This is a genomic window from Nonomuraea sp. NPDC059007 (assembly GCF_042740555.1).
In the GTDB taxonomy this organism is placed as follows: domain Bacteria; phylum Actinomycetota; class Actinomycetes; order Streptosporangiales; family Streptosporangiaceae; genus Nonomuraea.
Map to the genome: position 1 here is coordinate 68,437 of NZ_JBHYJD010000032.1, position 17,328 is coordinate 85,764.

Consider the following 17,328-nt stretch of genomic DNA (forward strand, 5'->3'; position numbering starts at 1 on the left):
GCAGGGGCGTTGCCGTGAATAGCCCCGTGGGAAACGCTACCGAGATACTGGCAGTGAAGGCGCTCCTACAGGCCCTGGAGCGCGAGGGGATCACCGCCGAAGTGCATGCCGGCTACGGCTTGGCGCTCGCCTTCATCGACACCGGTCTGGTCGTGTGGTGCAACGGCCATCGCTTCTGGTGGCGCACTGCGTGGAACGACAGATTCCACTGCGCCGTCTACGCCTGGCATCCGGCCATCGACCCGCCAAGAGCCGCTCGACGCGTCGCTCGACAGTACGCCCTGGCCCGCACCAAGCCGCAGAGCAGGGCCAGATGAGTCATCGAAGCATCAGAACCGCCCAACGAGTTGCCGACCAGCTTGAAGCACTCGCCTGGGCGCACACCCGTGAATCAGCGAGCATGACCAGAGTCGAGTTTCTCGACTACTTCGGCCTGGACGTATCCGAGGCCCGGACTCTGTATGGCATGTATCTCAGAGCGTGCGCATACGCTCGCCTGCGGCAATGCGACGAGCAGCCCACTCCACCACTGATCCAGGGACGCGTCATCGACTCCGCGGTTTCGACGCGGTGATGGTGTAAACGGCCTCTAGCGCGTCCCCACACACCACCACCTCTTCCATTGCGACCGGTCGCTTGTCCAGGATCGCGACGCGGGTGATGTGAAGGACCGGCGTTCCTGGCATGGCCTTCAACGACTCCGCCTCATCCGGGAGCGGCATGCGTGCCCGCACGTACTCTTGCCAGCTCAGACGGCCATGCTGGTCGAAGTGGCCGTAGACCTCTGAGGGAGCTGGAAGGGCGGGGTCGTCGGCCCATGGGGTGTCCTGAGCGACGCTGAACGGCACGCTGAGCCGGCGCATGCGCGTCACCCCTTCGGCTCTCTCCAGCGCCATCCGCACGAGCATCGGTTCCCCTGGAGGGATGGCGAGGAGTTCGGCCTGGGGAAGTGCGGCGTTGATGCGCAGGTGAGACGGCGAATCCACTTCTCGCCAGGCAGCTTGATCGCTGTCTTCGTATCCGCCTGCGGCTGTTCGGGTGAGGCCGCGGTGGTCGACTCGGGCCGGACGCGCGGAGAGCGAGCGGACGAATGTCCCCTTCGGGCGCTGTACCTCGACCAGGCCCGCGGCCTTCAGCTCGTTGATGGCGTTACGGATCGTCGGGCGGGAGAGGCCGAACTCTTCGGCTAGCTGCTGTTCGGATGGGAGAGCCTGTCCGGCGGGGAAGGTGCCATCGAGGATGCGTTCCCGGAGGTATTCGGCGACCTGCTTCCACCGGGAGACCGGCGCTTTGATCTCCATCACGAGTGGCTCCTACCTGGGGCTTCGCGGCGCCCCGGAGAAATTCTGCGGTTTGGGTCCCTGAACCCGTTGACACAACGTACTACGTTAGCCGTACAGTTGTAAACGTTCAACGTACTACGTTGGCCTAATCGGGTCCGCGCTCCGCTCGCGAAGGGAGCTGATCCCCATGAACGACACTCAGAACACGGCACACCGCGCTCAGCTCATCGCGGATCTACGCCAGTTCGCCAGGTATCTGGAAGAACACCCCGCGTTGCCCGTCTCGCAGTACGGCGTCGTCAGCCTCAGCTTCAACCCGATCTCCGACACCGACGCCGAGGCGATCGCCGAGGTCGAGCGGGTCGCGGCGCTCCACGGCCTTCCGGTGCGCAGGCGCTCCGGCCAGCACTTCGCCACCCTCGTGCTCGGCAGCGTCGAGTACTCGATCGTGGCCATCGAGCAGGAGGCCGAGGACGCCTACGACGCCCACCAGTCCTACCGCTCCAACTTCCGCCTCCACAACGGCTCGGGGGCGTGAGCCGTACATGGACATCCCTCTCTTAATCGTCCTCGCCGCCCTGGTTCTGGCCGTCGCCACGTTCGTGCTGTTCCTGATCGTGGTGATCGCCATCCGCGCCGAGGACGGTCGTCGCTGCCTCGACAGCGCACAGGCGAGTCACGCCGAGCGGATCACACGACGTCTGGTCGGCGCCTACACCTCCGTACCGTCCGCCCGGAGAGGAGGTGAATGCCCTTGAAGCCCCTCCCCCGATCGCTCGTTGGCGAATGCCCGTGCGGCGCTGCCGTACTCCCCGGAAACCGCTCGTGCGTGAAGTGCCGCGCCCGCTACCGCTGGCGACGGCGCAAGGCCCATCACGACAGCATCTGAACCCGTCTCGACCAGGAAAGGAGGTGATGCGCCGTGTCGGTATCCGTTCCGCTGGTCCTGCTCATGGGCGTAGCCGTGTTCATCGCCCTGCGGTATCTCGGGCTACGCCTGTGGCAGGCCATCGTCTGCACGCTGTTCGGGTTCCTGCTGGCCGCAACCGCGCTGGCTCCCGACATCCGCCACGTACTCACTGGCCTGCTGGACCTGGCCACCAACCGATGACCCAAGGAGGCGATCGCCTATGACCCACAGACACCCCTATCCGCACGCTGATCTTCAGGAGGTTCTCTCCCGCAACCACACCGCCGTCCACCTCGTGAGTACGCTCGCGCGAGCCAACCCCACCAACGCGCCCATCTGGGAGCACCTGACCACCGCCCTCAGCGACGCACGCACACTGGCCGACGGCCTCGGCCGGCTTCGCACCGAACTGGACGGCGTCCGCTACGAGCGCGCCAACCTGATCGCCGCAGCAGAGGCAACGCTTGCCGCCCATCGTGAGGGCGAACACGACCCGCTGTGGTACCTCCGAGACGAACTCGCCCACCAGTCCCTTCCGCGCGGGGCGGGTGAGGCCAAATGAGCCACCGCCGCTATCAGCTACGCAGAAACGCTCGCCGTATGCGGCGATACGGCATCCAACCCGTCGCCTCCATCACCGATGACCTCGACATCGCGCCCCTGCTCATCACCAGCGTGGGCCGGCTGCTGTGGCGCTACCGCTCCGAACTGGCGCCGTGACGATGCTCGCGCTGCTCATCGGGGCAGGGACGATCCTGCACGGCTCCTATCGGCTTTGGTGGCCTACCGTCGCGGGGATCACGACACTCGTAGCGGGCCTGCTGCTCTACGCAGGCCGATGGGTCAACCTCACTCGCCCAATCGAACGGGCCTACGCCGCCACCGCCACGGCGTTCGCCGGCGGATGGCTCACCGCCGCCACCGCCCACGGGCCGTTCATCAAGCCGTTGCCGCTCGTGCTCGCGATCGGATGCGTGGTGCTGGCCGTGCCCTGGTGGGCACATCGACGGCGCCGTGCCCGTGTACGCGTCGAACGCACCTTGGCCGCATGGCCCGACATCGCCCAAGCCGCAGGTCTGGCAGGCTCCCGCGTACAGTCCGCAATCGTGGACCTGTGGGGCTACCGCTTCCGTCTCGGGCTCGGACTCGGGCAGACCGTGGAAGACGCCGTCGCCGCCGTACCCCGCCTCGAATCCGCGCTCGGCTCCACCCGCGGCGGGGTCCGCGTGCAGCCCGTTGCCAGCAAGAAGGCCAACCGCGCCGACGTACGCGTGATCGAAACCGACCCACACGCCAACGCCATCACCTGGCCAGGCCCATCGATCACCTCCATCACCCAACCCGCCAAGCTGGGACTCTTCGAAGACGGCGCACCCGTCCGAGTCCCTCTGTTACGGCGACACGGCCTGTTTGGCGGAGTGTCGGGAGCCGGCAAGTCCGGAGGCGTGAACGTCCTGCTCGGAGAGCTGACGGCCTGCCCTGACGTGATTCTGTGGGGCATCGACCTCAAGCGCGGCATGGAACTCCAACCGTGGGCCTCATGCATCGATCGGTTGGCGACGACCCCGCAGGAGGCAGAAGCGCTCCTGCGGGATGCGGTGATCGTTCTGGACGGACGCGCCGACGATCTCGCCCAACGGGGCAAACGCGTCTGGGACCCCTCCCCCGCCCGTCCGGCACTCGTGATCATCATCGACGAGTACGCCGAGCTGGCCGGCGAGGCGCCTCAAGCGATTGACCATGCCGACTCGATCGCACGCCGGGGACGCGCCGTCGCCGTGCAACTCGTGGCCGCCACGCAACGCCCGTCCAAGGACGCCATGGGCAAGAGCGCGGTCCGCTCACAGATGGACATCCGGGTGTGCTTCCGAGTTCGCGAAGCCCGAGACGCGGACCTGATCCTCGGACAGGGCATGGTCAAGACCGGATGGCACGCCCACAAGCTCGACGCCCCCGGCAAGTTCCTGATCTCCTCACCCGACCACGACATCCCCCGCCGAGCCCGCACCTATCTCCTCGACGACCACGGGGTGCACGCCACCGCCGAGCGCCATTCCGCCCACCGCCCCTCCCTCGATGCCGTCTCCGCTCAAGCCCTCGAACGCGCGGCCGAGATGCCCATCACAGAAGACGCACCGCCCCCTCCTCGGGAAGCCGAGAAGGTCCTCGTAGTCGCCCTCCGGCAAGCTCCCCCAGAAGGCGTCCGGATCAACGATCTGATGCGCGCGACACGGATGCGCCGTACCTGGGTCTATCAGCGACTCCAGGACCTGGCCCGAACGCAGCAAGCCGAACAGGTCAGCCGAGGGTTCTGGCGAGCCACTCCCGAGAAGCACGCTCAGTAATCATCCACGTCCGCCGTCCACGTCCGTCCGCGCGTCTGCGCGTAGATAAGCGCGACAGACGCACGGACGGACAAACGGCGGACAATCACAATCCGTAGTTTCGACCACAGATCGCAACAAGACGAAAGGACCGCCCTTGGCCCGAACCTGAGGAGGTGGTGAGCCCTGGCACGCATCCGCGTTCACGGCCGGCAACGCCGAAGCATCGACATCGATCTCCTGACGCAAGCACTCGCCGCGATCATCGAGGACCTCGAAACCCAGCCACACAGGGCTGCTCCAAAATCGGATCAGAAGGCGTATGGTGGAGATCCACCCATGCCACGGAGCACCGCATGACCGAGAGCTTGGGCCGCTACCTCGAAGCCGCCCGCGTTCAAGCCGGACACAGCCTGCGCCACCTGGCCCGCGCCACCGGCCTGTCGTTCTCCTCCCTCTACCGCATCCTCAACGACGAAGTAGAGCGCCCCTCCGCCGCCAACCTCGCGGCTCTCGCTCGTGCCCTCGACCTTCCGGTCTCCGAGGTCTTCGCCCGTGCGGGCATCACCGGACTTGCCGATCTCGACACCCTCCTGCGTGCCGAGTACGGCCTATCCGACCAGGCCATCGCCGAGATACACGCGATCATCGACGCCGACCGCCAGAAGGGAGAAAAGCCATGACCCCGAAACCAGCCCCTCCCAAGCGCGGCCTTCTCTACCTGCGCGTCTCCTCACGTGGCCAGATGGACACCGACTACGACCCCGAGGGAAACTCCGTCCCCGCCCAACGCGCCGCAGGCCACCGTAAGGCCGCGGAACTCGGCATCGAGATCGTCGACGAGTACGTCGAGGAACCCCGCACCGCCACCACCACCGACAACCGCCCCGCGTTCCGCACGATGATGGCGCGGATCAAAGCGCGAAAGGACGTGGACTGCATCATCGTCTACGCCCGCTCCCGCATGCACCGCAACACCATCGACTCGGCGATCACCAAGCGCGACCTACGCGCCGCAGGCGTGCACCTCATCTCCGTCATGGACTACACCGAGGACAACGCGGTCGGTGACCTGGTCGGCAACGTGATCGACGCCGTGAACGAGTACCAGTCCAAAGCCCAGGGCGCGGACATCGCCTACAAGATGGGTCAGAAGGTCATCAACGGCGGCAGCATCGGACGCGCCCCCATCGGATACCTCAACGTGCGCGAACGCCATGAAGGCCGGGAGATCCGCACGATCGCCCTCGACCCCGACCGCGCCCCCTTGGTCAAAATGGCGTTCGAGCTGTACGCCACCGGACGGCACGGCTTCGAGGACATCGCCGACGCCCTCACCGACGCAGGCTTCCGCATGAAGCCCACCAAGCGACACCCCACAGGCGCCCTGATCTCCATCCACAAGGTCGGAGACATGCTCCGAGACCGCTACTACCTGGGCTTCGTCACCCACCAGGGCATCGAGTACCGCGGCAGACACGAAGCCTTGATCAGCGAGGAACTCTTCCACCGCGTACAAGAGGTCCTGTTCCTCCAACGTGGCGCCGGCACCCGAGCCCGCAAGCACCACCACTACCTCAAGGGCTCTCTGTGGTGCCATCGCTGCAAGGCCAGGCTCATCATCTCGCCCGGCAGGAGCAAGACGGGGACGGTCTACTTCTACTTCATGTGCCGCGGCCGGCAGCAACGCATGTGCGACCTGCCGTACCTCCCCGTCCTCGACGTCGAGAAGGCCATCGAAGCCCACTACGCCACGATCACGCTGCCCGCGAGCCTGCGCGACCGCATCACCGCCGGCCTCGACGCGACCATGGCCGGCAACGCCGTAACCAGCAAGGCACTCGCCCGCGAGATCAAGAAACACCTGGCCGACCTCGATCGCCAGGAAGACACCTACCTCGACCTGGTCAGCGACCCCGACTGGCCGAAAGAGAAGATCGCCAAGCGCCTACGCGGCATCCGTGACGAGCGATCCCGACTGGAAGCACAACTCAGCCGCACACAACAGCCCGATCTCGACATGGGCCGCACCGCCCTGGAGACCGTTCTCGACCTCCTCACACGCCCACACGACCTGTACGCGCTCGCAGACGAAGCCAACCGCCGTCTCCTGAACCAGGCGTTCTTCCAACGCCTCTACCTCGACACCGACGGCGTAGCAAGTGACGCCCCAACAGCACCCTTCGCGCCCTTGCTCCACGTCCAACGCAAAAACGGCGGTGTCCCGAAGGACACCGCCGTTGATCAAACCTCCGCGCTACTCGCTACCGCCCTCGAAGGAGAGTGTTCGAGTAACACATCTTGGGTGGAGATGAGGGGATTCGAACCCCTGACCCCTTCGATGCGAACGAAGTGCGCTACCGGACTGCGCTACATCCCCAAGGACTCGACCAGATTAGCAAACTCCCAGGGGTCCTCGCGCCACACATTCAGTCCCCGACCGCCCGCCGAGGCGGTTCCGCGTACTGGTCGAACAGGACGTCCGGCTGCCGTGCCGTGAACTCGATGATCTCGGCTTCCCGCTCGGCCTCCAGCCGCCGCTGCTCGCGCACCCGCCGTCGCCGTTCGGCACGGGACTGGGCGGCGCGCCGCCGCCGTTCCCGATCCACCTGTACGGCAATGCGCAGGAACCCAAGATAAGCCGCCATCACCACGATAGAAGGAGCAACCCCCCACCACGGCATCATCTGCACCGCCGCTGTCACCAACGAGGCGATCACCAGCAACGACGTGAAGAACAGCAACCGCCGCCGCCGGGCCACGATGATCGCCCGACGCCGCGCACGGAACTGCCGAGGGTCCACCACGGGCGCGGCGGGTTCCTCGATGGAGTACTCGCCGGTGTCCGGCTGGTCCATCAGCGAGGCGCCCTGCACCTGCTCCAGGTCCGGCAGCTGGTGCTCGCCCGTGTAGTACTCCTCTTCGAGCTCGGCCAGCTCGGCGAGGTTGGTCTTGTCCCTGCGCAGCCACATCGGGACAAGGACGCACAACCACATGACGACGATGGCGAGATAGAGGAGGACGCTGCTCACGACCACCTCCGGACACGAATAAGGGCAGCATGAAAACGCCTGTGTGTTCTTGGCGTCTTCGATGTGCTCACGTCACGCACCGTAAGACCGCGTGTCACTAATTGACGAGCATTCGATGCGGTGTGTCGCGAGATCGTCAAACCTCTTCTACCGGAGACCCACCGTGAGCGGCTGACTCACGCGCGCGACGCCACTGCACGAGTAGACCGCCGGGAACGTCCTCGACGGTCAACGCGTAGCAGATGTGGTCGCGCCAGGCTCCGTCGATGTGGAGTTGGCGACGCCGAATGCCTTCTTCCCTGAAACCGAGCTTCTCAACCACTCTTCTGCTCGCGTGATTTTCCGGCCGGATGTTGGCTTCGATGCGGTGCAGTCCGGTGGTGAAGAAGCAGTGGTCGACGGCCAGGGCGAGCGCCGTCGGCGTGATGCCGCGCCCGGCGAGCGCCCCGTCGACCCAGTAGCCGACCTGCGCGGAACGGGCGGATCCCCACACGATCGCGCCGATGGTGAGCTGTCCGGCGAACCGCCCCTGGTAGGTGATGACCCAGGGCAGCGCCATGCCCTGCCGGGCTTCCCTGCGCAGCGTGCCGACCATGGACACGTACGGGCCGAGACCGGTCCTGAACAGCGGCGTCTCCGGGTTGCTCGGCTCCCATGGGCGCAGCCATTCGGCGTTGCGCAGGCGGGTCTCGCGCCACACCCGTACGTCTCCCAGCCGCAGCGGCCGCAGACTCACTGGCCCTTCGCTCAGAGTCGCCGGCCAGCCACGAAGTCGATCCACACCCTCATCATCCCCCCATCGGACGTCATGTCGCCACGCATCAGCGCGGGTGGTCGCCGCCGCGGATCTGCTCGACCGCGTGCTGAAGGATGGGCGCGAGTACGGCCACGCCGTCCCGCACGCCACCGCTGGAGCCGGGCAGGTTGACGATGAGGGTGTCGCCCGCCTGGCCGGCCAGACCTCGCGACAGAATCGAGGTCGGCACTTTTTCGCGATTCGCCTGCCGGACGGCCTCCGCAATACCCGGAATTTCCCGGGAAATTACCCGGGCGGTCATTTCCGGCGTGAGATCCATTGGCGTGAGCCCGGTGCCGCCGGTAGTGATGATCACTTCGTATCCGCCCGCGATGCCGTCGCGCAGCGCTGCCTCGACCGGATCGCCGTCGGGCACCACCACGGGACCGTCCACTTCACACCCCGCCTCACCGAGCAGCGAAACCAGAAGCGGTCCGGATTTGTCGGCGTAAATCCCAGCGGAGGCGCGGTTGGAAACCGTGATCACCAATGCGCGGATCATGGCCGCGTCCAATGGCCGGTCTTGCCGCCGGTCTTCTCCTCCACCCGTACATCGGTGATCACCGCGGCCGGGTCAACCGCCTTCACCATGTCGATCAGCGCCAGCGCCGCCACCGACACCGCGGTGAGCGCCTCCATCTCCACGCCCGTGCGGTCGGCCGTCTTGACGACGCAGGTGATGTCCACGCCCTCGTCGACGATGTCGAGCGTGACCTTCACCCCGTGCAGCGCGATCGGGTGGCACAGCGGGATGAGGTCGGGCGTGCGCTTGGCGCCCATGATGCCGGCGATCCTGGCCACGCCCAGCGCGTCGCCCTTCGGCACCTCGCCGGAGCGCAGCAGCGCCACGGCCTCCTCCGACAGCAGGACGCGGCCGGTCGCGGTGGCGGTGCGCGCGCCGACGTCCTTGGCGGAGACGTCGACCATGCGGGCGGCGCCGGACTCGTCGAGATGGGTGAAGCTCACAGTCTGATCACCTGCACAGAAGCGCCCGCCGGTACGTCGGTGACGTCCTCGGGCACCAAGATGAGGGCGTTGGCCGAGGCCAGCGCCGCGAGCTGATGGGAACCCTGGCCGCGTACCGGGGTCACGACGCCGTCGTCCGACAGCACGCCGCGCAGGTAGGAACGCCGGCCCAGGGGCGAGCGCAGCGGCCCGGCGACATGGGCCGTCAACGTCTCCGGTACTCCGGCGGGCAGTCCGCGCATCTTCCGCAGCGCCGGCCGTACGAACAACATGAAGGAGACGAAGGACGAGACCGGATTGCCGGGCAGCGCGAAGATCGGCACCTGGTCCTCGCCGACCACGCCGAAGCCCTGCGGCATGCCCGGCTGCATCGCGACCTTCTCGAAGCGAACCGTGCCGAGCGGCGCGAGCGCCTCCTTGACCGGCTCGTAGGCGCCCATCGAGACGCCGCCGCTGGTGATGATGGCGTCGGCCCGCACGAGCTGGGCGTCGAGCTGCTCCAGGAACGTGGCCGGGTCGTCGCCCACGGTCGCGGCGCGGTAGCCGTCGCCGCCGCTCTCACGGACGGCGGCGGTGAGGGTGAAGCTGTTGGAGTCCCAGATCTGGCCGGGGCCGAGCGGGAGTCCGGGTTCGACCAGTTCGGCGCCGGTGGAGAGCACGACCACGCGCGGGCGCGGGCGCACCCACACCCGGCGGCGGCCGACGCCGGCCACGATGCCGAGCTGGGCGGGGCCGATCACCGTGCCGGGGCGGAGCACGACCTCGCCCGCCCGCACGTCCTCACCCGCCCGGCGGATGGCGTTGCCCAGGGGCGCGGCCTGGTTGATCGTGACCGTGACGGTGCCGCCGTCGGTCCACTCCACCGGGACGACGGTGTCGGCGCCGGCCGGAACGGGCGCACCGGTCATGATGCGTACCGCGTGACCGGGCCCGACGGCGCGCAGCTCGTCGGATCCGGCCGCCACGTCGTCGATCACCGGCAACGTGACGGGAATCGCCGCGAGGTCGGCGGCGCGTACGGCATAGCCGTCCATGGCCGAGTTGTCGAACGGCGGCAACGGCACCGGGGAGCCGACCTCCTCGGCCAGCGTGGTGCCCAGCGACCGCTCGAGCTCGAGCTCGAGCGGCGCCAGCGTACGCACCGTGGCCAGGATCTCGGCCAGGTGCGCGTCAACCGATTTCACGAAGGAACTCCCGCAACCACGGAACGAACTCGGGGGCCAGGTCGGGGCGGTCGGCGGCGAACTTCACCACGGTGCGCAGATAGTCGAGCTTGTCGCCGGTGTCGTAGCGGCGCCCGCGGAACAGCACGCCGTGCACCGGCCCGCCCTCCGAGCTCGACCGCCCGGCCAGCGTGCGCAGGGCGTCGGTCAGCTGGATCTCGCCGCCGCGGCCCGGCGGGGTGTTCTCCAGCACCTCGAAGACGGCCGGGTCGATGACGTAGCGGCCGATGATCGCCCAGTTGGACGGCGCCTCCTCGACCGGGGGCTTCTCGACCAGGTCGGTCACCCTGACCACGTCGTCCTCGCCGGTGGCCTGGATGGTGGCGACGCCGTACAGGGAGACCTGCTCCTTGGGGACCTCCATGAGCGCGATCACGCTGCCGCCGTAGGTGCCGCGCACTTCGATCATGCGTTTGAGCAGCTCGTCGCGGTAGTCGATCAGGTCGTCGCCCAGCAGGCAGGCGAAGGGGTGGTCGCCGACGTGCTGCTTGGCGCAGAGCACGGCGTGGCCGAGCCCCTTCGGCTGGCCCTGCCGTACGTAGTGCAGGGTCGCCAGCGCGGCGGGTTCGCGGACCTGGGACAGCTTGTGCTCGTCGCCCTTGGCTTCGAGCACCTCCTCCAGTTCGAAGGCGCGGTCGAAGTGATCTTCTATCGACCGCTTGTTCTTCCCCGTGACCATGAGGACGTCGAGGAGCCCGGCGGAGGCGGCCTCCTCGACGACATACTGGATCGCGGGCTTGTCGACGATGGGCAGCATCTCTTTGGGTGTCGCCTTGGTCGCCGGGAGGAACCGGGTGCCCAGACCCGCGGCGGGCACGACGGCTTTCGTCACAGGGTCGAAGTCAGCCATGAGTAGACCCTAGTGGAGGTACCTGTGGACAAGATGAAGCTGCGCCGGGAGCTGATCGAGGCGCGTACCTCGCTCTCCCCCGAGCAACGCAGGGCAAACGCGACAAGCATCCGGGAAACCCTCCTTGATCAGCCGTGGGTCCAGATGGCGGGGCTGGTGGCGTGCTACTGGTCTATCGGAAGCGAGCCGGAGACGCACGGGCTTGTCTTCGCCCTGTGGAAACACGGGGCCACAGTGATCTTGCCTGTGCACAAAGATGATGACGATCTGGACTGGGCGGTATACGACGGGCCAGATACCCTCGCACCTGGACGATCCGGGATCATGGAGCCCATCGACACCCGGCGCGGCGTGAACGCGATCCGTACCGCCGCACTGGTGATCGTCCCGGCCCTCGCCGTCGACGCCCGCACCGGCGTCCGGCTCGGGCGCGGCGGCGGCTCCTACGACCGGGCCCTGGCCAGGGTCGGCCCGAACGTCCCCGTGGTCGCCTTGCTGCACGACGGCGAGCTGATCGACGGCGTCCCCGCCGAGGCCCACGACGAGCGGGTCCGTTATGCGGTGACTCCTACGGGACTCACTAGGCTTATGTGACTACAAAGAGAGAGGGGGCCAGGTGACCGTCGAGTTCTGGCTCCTTCTTGGTGGCGCGGTCTTCATCGCCGCCATCGCCTCCGTCCGCATCGCCCACCGCAGCGGGCTGCCGAGCCTGCTTCTGTTCCTCGGCTTCGGGCTGTTGCTGGGCGAGAGCGGCTTCGGCATCCAGTTCGACGACCCGAACCTGGCCAAGCACATCGGCCTCACGGCGCTGGCGGTGATCCTGGCCGAAGGTGGCCTGACCACCAACTGGAACCACGTTCGCCGGGCCGTGCCCCTCGCGCTGATCCTGGCCACGGTGGGCGTGGCCGTGAGCATCCTGGTCGTCGCGCTCGCCGTCGCCGGCCTGCTCGGCTACGAGTGGCGGGCCGCGCTGATCCTCGGCGCCGTCCTGGCCTCCACCGACGCCGCCGCCGTCTTCTCCGTCCTGCGCCGCCTGCCCCTGCCACCGCGCCTGGCGGGCATCCTGGAGGCCGAGTCCGGCTTCAACGACGCCCCCACCGTCATCGCGGTCGTCCTGCTGAGCAGCGTCGCCGACCCCATCCCCGGCCTCGGCGAGTTCGTCCTGAAAACCGGCGCGGAACTGCTCATCGGCGCCGTCGTGGCACTGGCCGTCGGCCCGCTCGGGGCCTTGGCGCTGCGCCACGTCGCGCTGGCCGCCTCCGGCCTCTATCCGCTCGCGGTCCTCTCCCTCACCTTCTTGGCGTACGGCGGTGCCGTACACCTGCATGGTTCCGGGTTTTTGGCCGTCTACCTGACGGCGCTGATCCTCGGCAACGCCCGGCTCCCCCACAGGGCCGCCACCAGGGGCTTCGCGGAGGGCGCCGCGTGGCTGGCGCAGATCCTTCTGTTCGTCATGCTCGGGCTGCTGGCCAGCCCCGGCGAGATGCCCAAGGCGGTGATCCCCGGCCTCATCGCGGGAACGGTCCTGGTGCTGCTGGCCAGGCCGATCTCGGTCATGGTCTCGGCGCTTCTGGCCCGGATGGCGCGCATGGGCAGGACCGGTCTGCGCGAACAGGCCTTCCTGTCCTGGGCGGGACTGCGCGGGGCGGTGCCGATCGTGCTCGCGACCATCCCTTGGGCGGCCGAGGTCAAGGGGTCGGAGGACATCTTCAACCAGGTGTTCGTCATCGTGATGGTGTTCACGCTGCTGCAGGGGCCCACGCTGCCGTTCGTGGCCAGGCTTCTGGGCGTGAGCGCGCCGGGCGAGGTGCACGACCTGGAGGTGGAGGCGGCCCCGCTGGAGGAGCTCAACGCCGACCTTCTGCAGGTCAAGGTGCCGCCGGGCTCCCTGCTGCACGGCGTGGAGATCTTCGAGCTACGGCTGCCCGCCGGGGCCAACGTCACGCTGATCGTGCGCGAGGGCAGATCGTTCGTTCCGGCCACGACCACCCGGATCAGGGCGGAAGACCAGTTGCTCGTCGTGACCACCGCGAGTTGCCGCGAACAGGTCGAGCTGCGGCTGCGGGCGGTCAGCCGCCGCGGCAAGCTGGCCGGGTGGTACGGCGAGCGGGGCCTGGAATGAAAGTTTGACCCCATCGGTTAGCATTAGCAGTCGCCACGGTCGAGTGCCAACCCAGAGGAGGAATGCGTGCCCACGTACCAGTACGTCTGCAACGACTGCGGGCAGCCTCTCGAGGTCGTTCAGAAGTTCTCCGATGACGCGCTGACCGTCTGCCCAAGCTGTGAGGGCAAACTGCGCAAGGTGTTCTCGGCAGCGGCGATCGTGTTCAAGGGGTCGGGCTTCTACAAGACCGACAACCGTTCGTCGTCCACGAGCGCCACCACGACGCCCGCGTCCTCCACCCCGGAGAAGACCGCCACACCATCGACGACCTCGTCTTCGTCGTCGGAGAAGTCCTCCACCCCCGCCGCGGCCTCCAGCTGATCAGCCCGGCCGGTCGGCGTCCGCGCCGAGCAGTTCGGGCGCGATCCGCTCGCACAGCCGCAGCAGCTGCGGACTCGGCCCCCAATCCGCCACCAGTCTGCCCAGCCCGGCCTTGGCCTGCTCAAGGAGCCGCTCGGCTGCCGCGTCGCCCTGCTCGGTCAGCCGTAGCGAGTCGCCGTCGGGCGAGCGCGTGACGAGTCCGCGCTCGGTGAGCCTGTCCACGTACGGCCGGCCCTCCTGCCTGCTGACGTTGGCCCGTTCCGCCAGGTCGGCGGCCTTGACCCAGCCTTTCCCGCCCAGCCTGGCGATGACCCACACGCTCTGGGGAGGCAGGCCGGACAGGCCCGCGAGCTGGCCGAGGCGTACGTAGTAGTCCTTGCGCAGGTCGGCGTCGGCCAGCCGTACCAGACCTCTTTCCACCTCCGCGAGGGAGGAGCGCTCGGCGGAGGTCGCGCCCAGGCCCTCGCCGTAGTCCATGGCCTTGGTGGTCTCGCGCAGGCGCTGTTCCGGGATGAACCAGGACAGCAGGAACGCGACGAACAGGATGGGCGTGCCCACCAGGAAGACGGTGGCGATCGCGTCGGCGTAGACGTGGAGAAAGTCCTGAGCCAGGGGCTCCGGGAGCTTCTGGATGAGTGTGGGGTCCTTCTGGATGTTCGCGGGGTCTACGCCGGGCGGTACAGGGGTTCTGGCCACCAGTTCCGCCATGTCGGCGTTGAGCCTGCCGGTGAAGACCGCGCCCAGCGTGGCGACGCCGAAGGAACCGCCGATCGAGCGGAAGAACGTGGCGCCCGAGGTGGCCACGCCGAGGTCCTCGAAGTCGACGGCGTTCTGTACCACGATGACCAGGACCTGCATGGTCATGCCCAGGCCGACGCCCAGGACGAGCAGGTCGATGCTCATGACCAGAGTGCTGCTCGTCTCCGTCAGGCGGGAGAGCATGAACATGCCGATGGTGGCGATGAAGGTGCCCGCGATCGGGAAAAATCGGTACTTGCCGGTGCGGGAGATGATCTGGCCGCTGACGATGGACATGGTCAGCATGCCGGCCATCATCGGGAGCAGATGGACGCCGGACAACGTGGCGCTGACGCCATGGACCGTCTGCAGGTAGAGCGGCAGGTAGGTGAGGGCGCCGAACATGCCGAACCCCACCACGAAGCCCACGATCGACGTCATCGAGAACGCTCTGAGCTTGAACAGCTTGAGGGGCATGATGGGCTCGGCCGCCCGCCGTTCCGCGAAATATGCCGCTATGAGGAGCGCGACGGCGGCGAGGCCGAGTCCTACAATCTGCGGACTCGCCCACGCGTACGTGGTGCCCGCCCACGTGGCGATCAGGACCAGGCAGCTGGTGGCGCCGCCGATCGTCACCACGCCCGCGTAGTCGATCTTGTGTCTGGTCCTGCTCTCGTGGCCGGGCAGGACCGCGATGATCACGAACAGCGCCACCGCGCCGACCGGCAGGTTGATGTAGAAGACCCAGTGCCAGGACAGGTGGTCCACGAACAGGCCGCCGAGCAGGGGGCCGACGATGCTGGAGACGGCGAAGACCGCCCCGAAGAAGCCCTGGTACCTGCCGCGCTCGCGGGCCGGCACGACGTCGCCCACGATCGCCTGGGCCAGCACCATGAGCCCGCCGCCGCCGAGGCCCTGAATGGAGCGGAACAGGATGAGCTGGCCCATGTTCTGACTGAGCCCGCAGAGCGCCGATCCGATGAGGAAGATGACGATCGCCCCGATGAACAGCCCTCTGCGGCCGTACTGATCCCCGAGCTTGCCCCACAGCGGCGTGGAGACCGTGCTGGCCAGCAGGTACCCCGTGACCACCCACGACAGTTGCTCCAGCCCGCCGAGGTCGCTCACGATCGTCGGCAGCGCGGTGGACACGATCGTCTGGTCGAGCGCCGCCAGCAGCATGCCCAGCATGAGCGCGATGATGATGAGGCCCAGCCCCTTTTGCCGCATATCCCGATCGTACTGTGCGTAGTCTTTCGACTACTTTTCGGAGTCTCCTCTATCCACAGCCACCCCACTGTCCACAGAACGCCGCTCTGCCCCACCCACCCCCCAACCCCGCCCGCTAATCTCTGCGGCATGCGTGCAGACATCGGCGTCATCGGCGGTTCCGGCTTCTACTCCCTGCTCGACGACGCGGAGGAGATCACCCTCACCACCCCCTACGGGCCACCCAGCGACGTCGTCACCGTCGGCCGCATCGGCTCGCGATCGGTCGCGTTCATCCCCAGGCACGGGCGTGACCACCGCTTCCCGCCCCACCGCATCCCGTACCGCGCCAACCTCTGGGCGCTGCGCGCGCTGGGGGTGCGCCAGGTCCTCGCGCCGAGCGCCGTCGGCTCGCTGAAGGCCGAGCACGGCCCCGGCACGATCGTGGTCCCCGACCAGATCGTCGACCGGACCTCTGGCCGCGTGCAGACGTATTACGACATGGGCGGGGCCGTGCACGTCTCCTTCGCCGACCCCTACTGCCCGTCCGGCCGCGCGGTGGCGGTGTCCTCCGCCCGCGCCGGCGAGTGGAGCACCGTCGACGGCGGCACGCTCGTCGTCATCGAGGGCCCGCGTTTCTCCTCACGCGCCGAGTCGCAGTGGTTCGCCGCCAACGGCTGGACGATCGTCGGCATGACCGGCTTCCCCGAATCCATCCTGGCCAGAGAGCTCGCCCTCTGCTACACCTCGCTGTCGCTGGTCACCGACCTGGACGCCGGCGTGGAGACGGGCGAGGGCGTCACCCACGACGAGGTTCTGGCCTTCTTCGCGCAGAACGTCGCCCGCATGCGCACGCTGGTGGCCGACACGGTCAAGGCCCTGCCCGAGGAGCGCACCTGCCCCTGCGGCTCCACCCTCGACGGCATCAAGCTCCCCTTCGACCTGCCATGAAACGCCGCCTGATCGCGGCCGTCCTGGCCGCCACCGCGACCCTCGCCGCCCTGCTGGCCGTACTCCCCGAGCCCGGCACCCCCGTGGTCGTGGCCGCCCGCGACCTGACCCCCGGCACGCTGCGCCCAGGCGATCTGCGCCTCGCCCCGCTCAACGCACCCCCCGACGGCGCCCTGCGCGCGCCGCCCGCTGGTGGCGTGCTCGCCGCGCCGATGCGCCGCGGCGAGCCCCTCACGGACGTCCGCCTCCTCCATCCGGTACGGCTGGCGCCCGGCCTGGTGGCCGCACCCGTCCGCATCGCCGACCCGGACGCCGCCAAGCTCGTCAAACCCGGCTCGACGATCGGCGTACTGGCGGCATGGGAGAGCCAGTCCGCCCAGCTCGTGGCCGACGACGTCACGGTCCTTTCGACCCCCAGGACAGAAGACGACCAGGGCGCCCTCCTCGTACTGGCCACCACGACGACACAGGCCGCCCAGCTCGCCGCGGCCCAGTCGGGCGGGCGGCTCTCCGTTATCCTTAAGCCTCACCCTGTGTAATCATTAGACTACGATCTCTGCG

At 68.0% G+C, this 17,328-nt stretch carries 21 protein-coding genes, 1 tRNA gene and 1 pseudogene; 13 read left to right on the forward strand and 10 right to left on the reverse strand.

Going from position 1 to position 17,328, the window contains the following annotated elements; genetic code table 11:
* The first annotated feature begins 53 nt into the window (after nt 1–53).
* Entirely contained in the window at nt 54–317 is a 264-nt protein-coding gene (locus ACFWY5_RS39000) for a hypothetical protein (protein WP_379637778.1), read from the forward strand.
* 228 nt (nt 318–545) lie between these two features.
* Here ACFWY5_RS39000 and ACFWY5_RS39005 read toward each other — a convergent pair whose 3' ends face one another.
* The gene (locus tag ACFWY5_RS39005) at nt 546–1,301 is read right to left on the reverse strand and encodes a GntR family transcriptional regulator (RefSeq protein ID WP_379637817.1); all 756 of its coding nucleotides are present in this window, start codon (nt 1,299–1,301) and stop codon (nt 546–548) included.
* Between the two features lie 169 nt (nt 1,302–1,470).
* Here ACFWY5_RS39005 and ACFWY5_RS39010 point away from each other — a divergent pair, with 169 nt between their 5' ends.
* From ACFWY5_RS39010 to ACFWY5_RS39040, 7 genes and pseudogenes are all read left to right on the forward strand, one after another.
* Nucleotides 1,471–1,821: a hypothetical protein gene (locus tag ACFWY5_RS39010; RefSeq protein WP_379637779.1), complete on the forward strand. Its 351-nt coding sequence runs from the start codon at nt 1,471–1,473 to the stop codon at nt 1,819–1,821.
* Nucleotides 1,822–1,828: 7 nt separating this feature from the next.
* Nucleotides 1,829–2,041 carry a hypothetical protein gene (locus ACFWY5_RS39015; protein ID WP_379637780.1) on the forward strand — a complete coding sequence of 71 codons (213 nt, stop codon included), beginning with the start codon at nt 1,829–1,831 and terminating at the stop codon, nt 2,039–2,041.
* A 164-nt stretch (nt 2,042–2,205) separates the two neighbouring features.
* Nucleotides 2,206–2,394, forward strand: a complete 189-nt coding sequence (locus ACFWY5_RS39020) for a hypothetical protein (RefSeq protein ID WP_379637781.1) — start codon at nt 2,206–2,208, stop codon at nt 2,392–2,394.
* Between the two features lie 19 nt (nt 2,395–2,413).
* Entirely contained in the window at nt 2,414–2,755 is a 342-nt protein-coding gene (locus ACFWY5_RS39025; RefSeq protein ID WP_379637782.1) for a hypothetical protein, read from the forward strand.
* 154 nt (nt 2,756–2,909) lie between these two features.
* Nucleotides 2,910–4,538: a cell division protein FtsK gene (locus tag ACFWY5_RS39030; protein ID WP_379637783.1), complete on the forward strand. Its 1,629-nt coding sequence runs from the start codon at nt 2,910–2,912 to the stop codon at nt 4,536–4,538.
* 335 nt (nt 4,539–4,873) lie between these two features.
* Complete coding sequence (locus ACFWY5_RS39035; RefSeq protein WP_379637784.1) at nt 4,874–5,200, forward strand: helix-turn-helix domain-containing protein; 327 nt, start codon at nt 4,874–4,876, stop codon at nt 5,198–5,200.
* 62 nt (nt 5,201–5,262) lie between these two features.
* Nucleotides 5,263–6,204, forward strand: a pseudogene (locus tag ACFWY5_RS39040) (recombinase family protein); the annotation flags it as partial.
* Between the two features lie 261 nt (nt 6,205–6,465).
* Here ACFWY5_RS39040 and ACFWY5_RS39045 read toward each other — a convergent pair.
* From ACFWY5_RS39045 to galU, 8 genes are all read right to left on the reverse strand, one after another.
* Nucleotides 6,466–6,765: a hypothetical protein gene (locus ACFWY5_RS39045; protein ID WP_379637785.1), complete on the reverse strand. Its 300-nt coding sequence runs from the start codon at nt 6,763–6,765 to the stop codon at nt 6,466–6,468.
* 58 nt (nt 6,766–6,823) lie between these two features.
* Nucleotides 6,824–6,897: transfer RNA gene (locus tag ACFWY5_RS39050), tRNA-Ala, on the reverse strand.
* A 49-nt stretch (nt 6,898–6,946) separates the two neighbouring features.
* Nucleotides 6,947–7,549 carry a hypothetical protein gene (locus ACFWY5_RS39055; RefSeq protein WP_379622276.1) on the reverse strand — a complete coding sequence of 201 codons (603 nt, stop codon included), beginning with the start codon at nt 7,547–7,549 and terminating at the stop codon, nt 6,947–6,949.
* 136 nt (nt 7,550–7,685) lie between these two features.
* Complete coding sequence (locus ACFWY5_RS39060) at nt 7,686–8,330, reverse strand: GNAT family N-acetyltransferase (RefSeq protein WP_379622274.1); 645 nt, start codon at nt 8,328–8,330, stop codon at nt 7,686–7,688.
* 40 nt (nt 8,331–8,370) lie between these two features.
* Nucleotides 8,371–8,847 carry a molybdenum cofactor biosynthesis protein B gene (locus ACFWY5_RS39065; protein ID WP_379637786.1) on the reverse strand — a complete coding sequence of 159 codons (477 nt, stop codon included), beginning with the start codon at nt 8,845–8,847 and terminating at the stop codon, nt 8,371–8,373.
* On the reverse strand, nt 8,844–9,311 hold the full coding sequence (moaC, locus tag ACFWY5_RS39070) for a cyclic pyranopterin monophosphate synthase MoaC (protein ID WP_379622270.1): 468 nt from the start codon (nt 9,309–9,311) through the stop codon (nt 8,844–8,846). The genes ACFWY5_RS39065 and moaC overlap by 4 nt, the downstream gene beginning before the upstream one ends.
* Entirely contained in the window at nt 9,308–10,495 is a 1,188-nt protein-coding gene (gene glp, locus ACFWY5_RS39075) for a gephyrin-like molybdotransferase Glp (RefSeq protein ID WP_379637787.1), read from the reverse strand. Before glp ends, moaC begins: the two co-directional genes overlap by 4 nt.
* On the reverse strand, nt 10,482–11,384 hold the full coding sequence (galU, locus tag ACFWY5_RS39080; protein ID WP_379622268.1) for a UTP--glucose-1-phosphate uridylyltransferase GalU: 903 nt from the start codon (nt 11,382–11,384) through the stop codon (nt 10,482–10,484). The genes glp and galU overlap by 14 nt, the downstream gene beginning before the upstream one ends.
* A 24-nt stretch (nt 11,385–11,408) precedes the next feature.
* On the opposite strand from galU, the gene ACFWY5_RS39085 reads away from it, so the two are divergent.
* The 3 genes from ACFWY5_RS39085 to ACFWY5_RS39095 all read left to right on the forward strand — a co-directional run bounded on the left by ACFWY5_RS39085 (nt 11,409) and on the right by ACFWY5_RS39095 (nt 13,869).
* Complete coding sequence (locus tag ACFWY5_RS39085; protein ID WP_379637788.1) at nt 11,409–11,978, forward strand: 5-formyltetrahydrofolate cyclo-ligase; 570 nt, start codon at nt 11,409–11,411, stop codon at nt 11,976–11,978.
* Between the two features lie 22 nt (nt 11,979–12,000).
* Nucleotides 12,001–13,506 carry a potassium/proton antiporter gene (locus tag ACFWY5_RS39090; RefSeq protein ID WP_379622266.1) on the forward strand — a complete coding sequence of 502 codons (1,506 nt, stop codon included), beginning with the start codon at nt 12,001–12,003 and terminating at the stop codon, nt 13,504–13,506.
* Nucleotides 13,507–13,572: 66 nt separating this feature from the next.
* Nucleotides 13,573–13,869: an FmdB family zinc ribbon protein gene (locus ACFWY5_RS39095; RefSeq protein WP_379637789.1), complete on the forward strand. Its 297-nt coding sequence runs from the start codon at nt 13,573–13,575 to the stop codon at nt 13,867–13,869.
* Here the strand turns inward: ACFWY5_RS39095 and ACFWY5_RS39100 are convergent, their stop codons facing one another.
* Nucleotides 13,870–15,837 carry an MFS transporter gene (locus ACFWY5_RS39100; RefSeq protein WP_379637790.1) on the reverse strand — a complete coding sequence of 656 codons (1,968 nt, stop codon included), beginning with the start codon at nt 15,835–15,837 and terminating at the stop codon, nt 13,870–13,872.
* 129 nt (nt 15,838–15,966) lie between these two features.
* Between ACFWY5_RS39100 and ACFWY5_RS39105 the strand changes: the two genes are divergently transcribed.
* On the forward strand, nt 15,967–16,767 hold the full coding sequence (locus ACFWY5_RS39105; RefSeq protein WP_379637791.1) for an S-methyl-5'-thioadenosine phosphorylase: 801 nt from the start codon (nt 15,967–15,969) through the stop codon (nt 16,765–16,767).
* The gene (locus ACFWY5_RS39110; protein WP_379622258.1) at nt 16,764–17,306 is read left to right on the forward strand and encodes an SAF domain-containing protein; all 543 of its coding nucleotides are present in this window, start codon (nt 16,764–16,766) and stop codon (nt 17,304–17,306) included. The genes ACFWY5_RS39105 and ACFWY5_RS39110 overlap by 4 nt, the downstream gene beginning before the upstream one ends.
* Nucleotides 17,307–17,328: the final 22 nt, after the last annotated feature.

Coding starts and splice junctions, on each gene's coding strand:
- ACFWY5_RS39015 (WP_379637780.1), top strand. CDS start 1,829: ATGGACATCCCTCTCTTAATCGTCCTCGCCGCCCTGGTTCTGGCCGTC.
- ACFWY5_RS39035 (WP_379637784.1), top strand. CDS start 4,874: ATGACCGAGAGCTTGGGCCGCTACCTCGAAGCCGCCCGCGTTCAAGCC.
- ACFWY5_RS39100 (WP_379637790.1), bottom strand. CDS start 15,837: ATGCGGCAAAAGGGGCTGGGCCTCATCATCATCGCGCTCATGCTGGGC.
- galU (WP_379622268.1), bottom strand. CDS start 11,384: ATGGCTGACTTCGACCCTGTGACGAAAGCCGTCGTGCCCGCCGCGGGT.
- ACFWY5_RS39105 (WP_379637791.1), top strand. CDS start 15,967: ATGCGTGCAGACATCGGCGTCATCGGCGGTTCCGGCTTCTACTCCCTG.
- ACFWY5_RS39025 (WP_379637782.1), top strand. CDS start 2,414: ATGACCCACAGACACCCCTATCCGCACGCTGATCTTCAGGAGGTTCTC.
- ACFWY5_RS39005 (WP_379637817.1), bottom strand. CDS start 1,301: ATGGAGATCAAAGCGCCGGTCTCCCGGTGGAAGCAGGTCGCCGAATAC.
- ACFWY5_RS39065 (WP_379637786.1), bottom strand. CDS start 8,847: ATGATCCGCGCATTGGTGATCACGGTTTCCAACCGCGCCTCCGCTGGG.
- ACFWY5_RS39010 (WP_379637779.1), top strand. CDS start 1,471: ATGAACGACACTCAGAACACGGCACACCGCGCTCAGCTCATCGCGGAT.
- ACFWY5_RS39110 (WP_379622258.1), top strand. CDS start 16,764: ATGAAACGCCGCCTGATCGCGGCCGTCCTGGCCGCCACCGCGACCCTC.